We start from the raw sequence: 4,448 nt of genomic DNA, 5'->3' as shown, positions 1-4,448 counted from the left end.
GACTGGAATCTGGCCGCCGGCCGTGCCGCCAGCCAGGTGCTCGGCGTGGCACCGAACTGGTTGATCTTCGTCGAAGGCATCGGCGCGTCCAGCCAGTGCAGCAGCGGTCAGGCCACGTTCTGGGGCGAGAACCTGGCGCCGCTGACCTGCACGCCGTCGCTGGTGCCGGCCAATCGTCTGGTGCTGTCGCCGCACAGCTACGGGCCGGATGTGTTCGTCCAGCCCTACCACAAGGCCAAGAACTTCCCGTCCAACATGCCGGCAATCTGGGACGGCCACTGGGGCTTCGCGATTCCCAACGCGCCGATGGTGCTCGGCGAATTCGGCGGCAAGTACGGCGAAGGCGACAGCCGCGATCGCGCCTGGCAGAACGCGCTGGTCGATTACCTGATCGGCAAGCGCATCAACAGCGGCTTCTACTGGAGCTGGAACCCGAACAGCAGCGACACCGGCGGCATCCTCCGCGACGACTGAACCACCATGCGCAGCGACAAGATGGCGCTACTGCGCCGGCTCTGGACCGGGACTGCCAGCGGCACGACGACAGGCGCCAGCACCGGTGGCACGACGGGCGGAACCGGCACCGGGGGCGGTACCTCCGGCGGAACGACCAGCGGCGGAACCACGGGTGGCAGCACCGGCGGGACCACCACGGGCGGATCGACAGGCGAATCGACCACGGGTGCTTCGACGGGCGGCGGAACAATCGGTAATGGACCGACGATCACCGTCAGCGAAATGCGTTCCAGCGAATGGGCCACCGGCTACTGCTCGAACGTCACCGTCCGCAATGTCGGCACCAGCACCGTGGTCTGGAATGTGAGCTTGACCATACAAGGTCGCGCGAACCAGGCCTGGAACGTGGCCTGGTCGCAGGCCGGCAACAAGCTCAAGGCCAGCGGTCTGGACTGGAACCGCACGATCGAGCCGAACAGCACGCGCGATTGGGGTTACTGCGCGGATCGTTGAGGGCCGCTGTCAGGCGCGGGCCCGGCCAGCGCCGGGTCAGCAATCGCGGCAATGCCGGCACGACCCGCCGCGAGCCAGGCCAGCAACTGGCGCCGCTCGGCAGCAAGCGTCGCGGTCGCCAGTGATGGCAGCAGCGCTTGCTGGCGCGCGGACAAGGCCGCCAGCGCTTCGCCGTCGTCTCCTGTCGCGATCGAAGATTCGATCAACCAGCGCAGCTCGGCGATCTCGGGCAGCAGGCGATGCAAGGCGGCCGAGGCTGGTGCCGCGTCGAGCCCTTGCGCCACGTCGAAGCTGGCTGCGGCTTCCGCAGGCAAGGCCTGACCGGGCTCCAGCGCGGGCAGTGTCGCTGCGCTGATGATGCCGGTCGCCGCTGTCGCATTGCTGCTCAGGGCCGCTTCGAGTTTCGCGACTGCAGCGTCGTAATGCTCGCCTGCTTCCTGACGCCGGCCGGCACGTGCGGCCGCTCGGCCAGCAGCCACCCAGGCTTCACGGACGGCCGGATCGCGGGGATCGCGGAGCGCCAGTTCCTGCCAGACGATCAGCGCTTCGGCGGCGAGGCCGGCGGGATCCTCCGGCACATCGGCCTGCTCGAACGGCGGCAGCCGCTGACAGAGCTCGGTCGGCGCCAGCGCGCGGCGGTTGTAGTCCTCGCAGTCGATCAGGCGCCGGCGTTGCATCGCCTTGAGGATGAACTTCGGCGTTTCGCGGATACCGGCATCGCGGCCTTTCGAAGTGGCCGACTGCTTCTCGCCCTGCGGTCCGAGCGCCGCCCAGCCAAGACCGAGCAGCGCGAGATTCGAGTACGGACCTTCGAGCGGAATGCGCTCGAAGATCGGTCGCGCGGTGGCGCCCTGCCCGGCACGCAGGAAATCGCTGGCTAGGGTCAGATTGGCGCGATCGCGCAGTGCCTGTTCGATGCTCTCTTTGGCATCGGCGCGGCCCAGGCGATCAAGCAAGGCGCGGCCACGTTCGGTAGCGCCACTGGCGATCAGCGCCAGGCCGAGGTCGTACTGGATCAGGCTGGCACGCAGGCGTTCATCGACCGGCGCACTGGCCAGATGTACTGGATCAACCTCGGCGGACTGCAGAGTCGGCGAGGCGAGATCGGCACGGCCGAGCGCGAACAGGGCCCGCGCCCGGGCCAGCACCGCTTCGTTGCGCACCGCTGGCACGAGCTTCAGCGGCAGCGCATCGAGCGTCTGCATCGCCGCCTCGGCCTGGCCGTCGGCGAGATGACGCTGCGCCACGGCCAGGATTGAGTCGGCATACAGGCTGCGATCAGCTGCCTTGGCACGGCCCAGCGCCGCATCGGCGGTGACCAGCAGCCCGCAGCGAGCAGCGGCATCGGCCAGCAGCGCAGCAGTCGCCGGATCGGTAGGACCGGCGGCTTCTAGCTGGGTCAGTGCGATCGCCGCCAGCCAGGGCCTATCGCGCGCCAGCAACTGCCGGGCACGGCGCCAGCGGGGATCGTCCGGATTGCCCGGCTGATAACCGTTGCTGCGTGGTGTCTTGTCGATCAGCGTTTCGGCCCAGCGCTCGAATGGGCTTTGCCGCGGCTCGCCGGCCTTCCATTCGATCAACACCAGAGCAGGCCCGGCCAGCGGCTGGCTGCGTTCGAGGCGCAGTTCCCGATCACTGCTGCCGGCACTGATCTCGAAAGCAAACTCACTGCGCCGCGGCGATTCGCCACGCAGGGTCCAGTCGACACTCAGACGATGTGTGCCTTCGGCCAAGGGCAGTGCCACCAGTGGCAGCAGGCCGCCGCGTGCTTGCAAGGCAACGCGATCTTCCAACGCAACGGTGATGGCCGGCAGCGCAACATCGTCGACCGTCAGCAGGAGGCTCTCAAGCTCGGCATTGCTTGCGCTCAGGCCGAGATCGAAACGCGCGTTGCCGACATCTTCATTGGCGGCTTCGGCCGCTTGCCGGTGGAAGCGCTGCTCGCGCGCTACGGCCAGTGCCGTGCTGGCGGCGGCGAGATCGGCAGGCAGACTGTCCGGCGGCACCGGCTCGGTGGCTGAAACCACCGGCACGGTGACCGCCAGCAAGCCAGCGATCAGCCAAGCCAACCCGGCCGAGCGCACAGCGAGGGCGCTCATGCTGCGACCTCAGCGGCGATCAGAACTTCGCCGCATCGAGCCGCTGCACGCCGGCATCGCCGACCACGATCAGGCCGCCATCCGGTGCCATCGTCAGCCAGGACAGCGACTCCGTCTGCCGATTGCCGAGCTTGTCGATGATCGGCACTGAATGCACCGGCTTGCCGGGCTCGAAGATCAGCAGGGTCGCGTTGAGGCCGACCATCGCCACCTTGTCGCCAGGCAGCGCGGCCATGCCGAACAGCGACTGGTCGCTGTTGGTCTGCATCTTCTTCCAGCTGCCGACGCGAACATCGGCGCTGTAGAAGGAATTGCCGCGCAGGCCGCCGATCAGTGCGCCCTTGTCACCCGCGGCGATAACGCAGAACAGCGAGCTTTCGTACGGCGTGGTGAGCTTGGTCCAGGTCAGGCCGCGATCGGCGCTGACGCCGATGGTGCCCGCTTCACCCACCACCATCAGGCTGCCGTCACCGAGCTTGGCCAGCGCATTGAAGTGACGCTCGCCCTCGGTCACCGGATTGGCCGCCACCTGCGCCCAGGTGCTGCCGCCGTCGGTGGTTGCCAGCATCAGGCCGTAGGCACCAACCGCGAAGCCGGTCTGGGCGTCGAGAAACAGCACGTCGAACAGCGGCTTGTTCAGCTCGGGCTGGAAGTTCTGCTGCTTCCAGGTTTCGCCGCCGTCCGCAGTGTGCAGGATCACCGCGTCATGGCCGACCGCCCAGCCGTTGTTCTCGTCGGCAAAGGTGACGCTGGTCAGCATCACGTCGACCGGCGACGCGACCTGATTCCACTTCGCGCCATCGGCCGAGATCAGGATATGCCCGTACACGCCGACCGCGACATAGTGCTTGCCGGTGTTGACCACCCGCAGCAGCGGATTGTTGACCGCCCGCCCCGCGATCTCCGAAGAACGCGGCGCGATCGGCTTCGCCACCGCTTCCGCCGCTGCAGGCTCGCTGCTCGATTCCGGAGCAGCCTCGGTCGCGGACTCGACAGGGGCAGAGGCCGCATCGGCTTCCACCGGTGCGGCCGCCGGCTCCTGCTGCGCCTGGGTCGTGATCAGCAGCGACAGCGGCAGGGCAGACAGGCCAAAGATAAGGGCAGCGAGTTTCAAGGGCGAATGGCGCATGACGGTCAGGCTCGGTGAGGTTCTGTAAACCTAAGCGGCGATCAGAACTGGTACTTGAAAAAGAAGCCGATATTGTCGCGGTCGCGGTACACATTGTTGCCGCCGCCGCGGGTGTACATGTTGTAGGCGATCGAGAACGAGGTCGACTTCTCGTATCGCACTTCGATCACTGAGTTCATCTGGATGCGCCCTTCGACATAGTTCGCGCCCGGTCCCGGCGAATTGTTGTAGACATCGTGCTGGAAAATGAT

General features: G+C 67.2%; 5 protein-coding genes. 2 read left to right on the top strand and 3 right to left on the bottom strand.

The features are described 5' to 3' along the window. Positions 1-474, top strand: a 474-nt coding sequence (locus Q0D45_RS21075) for a cellulase family glycosylhydrolase (protein WP_293397735.1), incomplete at its 5' end; no start/stop codon positions are given. A 6-nt stretch (positions 475-480) separates the two neighbouring features. Continuing rightward, positions 481-969, top strand: coding sequence for a cellulose binding domain-containing protein (locus Q0D45_RS21070; protein WP_293397732.1), 489 nt, complete (start codon positions 481-483; stop codon positions 967-969). On the opposite strand, the gene Q0D45_RS21065 is transcribed toward Q0D45_RS21070, so the two are convergent. The 3 genes from Q0D45_RS21065 to Q0D45_RS21055 form a co-directional block, all read right to left on the bottom strand. Next, positions 951-3,068, bottom strand: coding sequence for a hypothetical protein (locus Q0D45_RS21065; RefSeq protein ID WP_293397729.1), 2,118 nt, complete (start codon positions 3,066-3,068; stop codon positions 951-953). The genes Q0D45_RS21070 and Q0D45_RS21065 overlap by 19 nt on opposite strands. A gap of 19 nt (positions 3,069-3,087) precedes the next feature. Then, on the bottom strand, positions 3,088-4,197 hold the full coding sequence (locus Q0D45_RS21060) for a YCF48-related protein (RefSeq protein WP_293397726.1): 1,110 nt from the start codon (positions 4,195-4,197) through the stop codon (positions 3,088-3,090). A gap of 41 nt (positions 4,198-4,238) precedes the next feature. Further along, positions 4,239-4,448: DUF1302 family protein (locus tag Q0D45_RS21055; protein WP_293397723.1), on the bottom strand; the 210-nt coding region annotated here is incomplete at its 5' end.

The organism is Nevskia sp. (genome assembly GCF_023266035.1).
Taxonomy (GTDB): Bacteria; Pseudomonadota; Gammaproteobacteria; order Nevskiales; family Nevskiaceae; genus Nevskia.
The sequence above is the reverse complement of the archived record's forward strand: the minus strand, read 5'-3'. Positions and strand labels throughout refer to the sequence as shown.

Coding starts and splice junctions, on each gene's coding strand:
- Q0D45_RS21065 (WP_293397729.1), bottom strand. CDS start 3,068: ATGAGCGCCCTCGCTGTGCGCTCGGCCGGGTTGGCTTGGCTGATCGCT.
- Q0D45_RS21060 (WP_293397726.1), bottom strand. CDS start 4,197: ATGCGCCATTCGCCCTTGAAACTCGCTGCCCTTATCTTTGGCCTGTCT.
- Q0D45_RS21070 (WP_293397732.1), top strand. CDS start 481: ATGCGCAGCGACAAGATGGCGCTACTGCGCCGGCTCTGGACCGGGACT.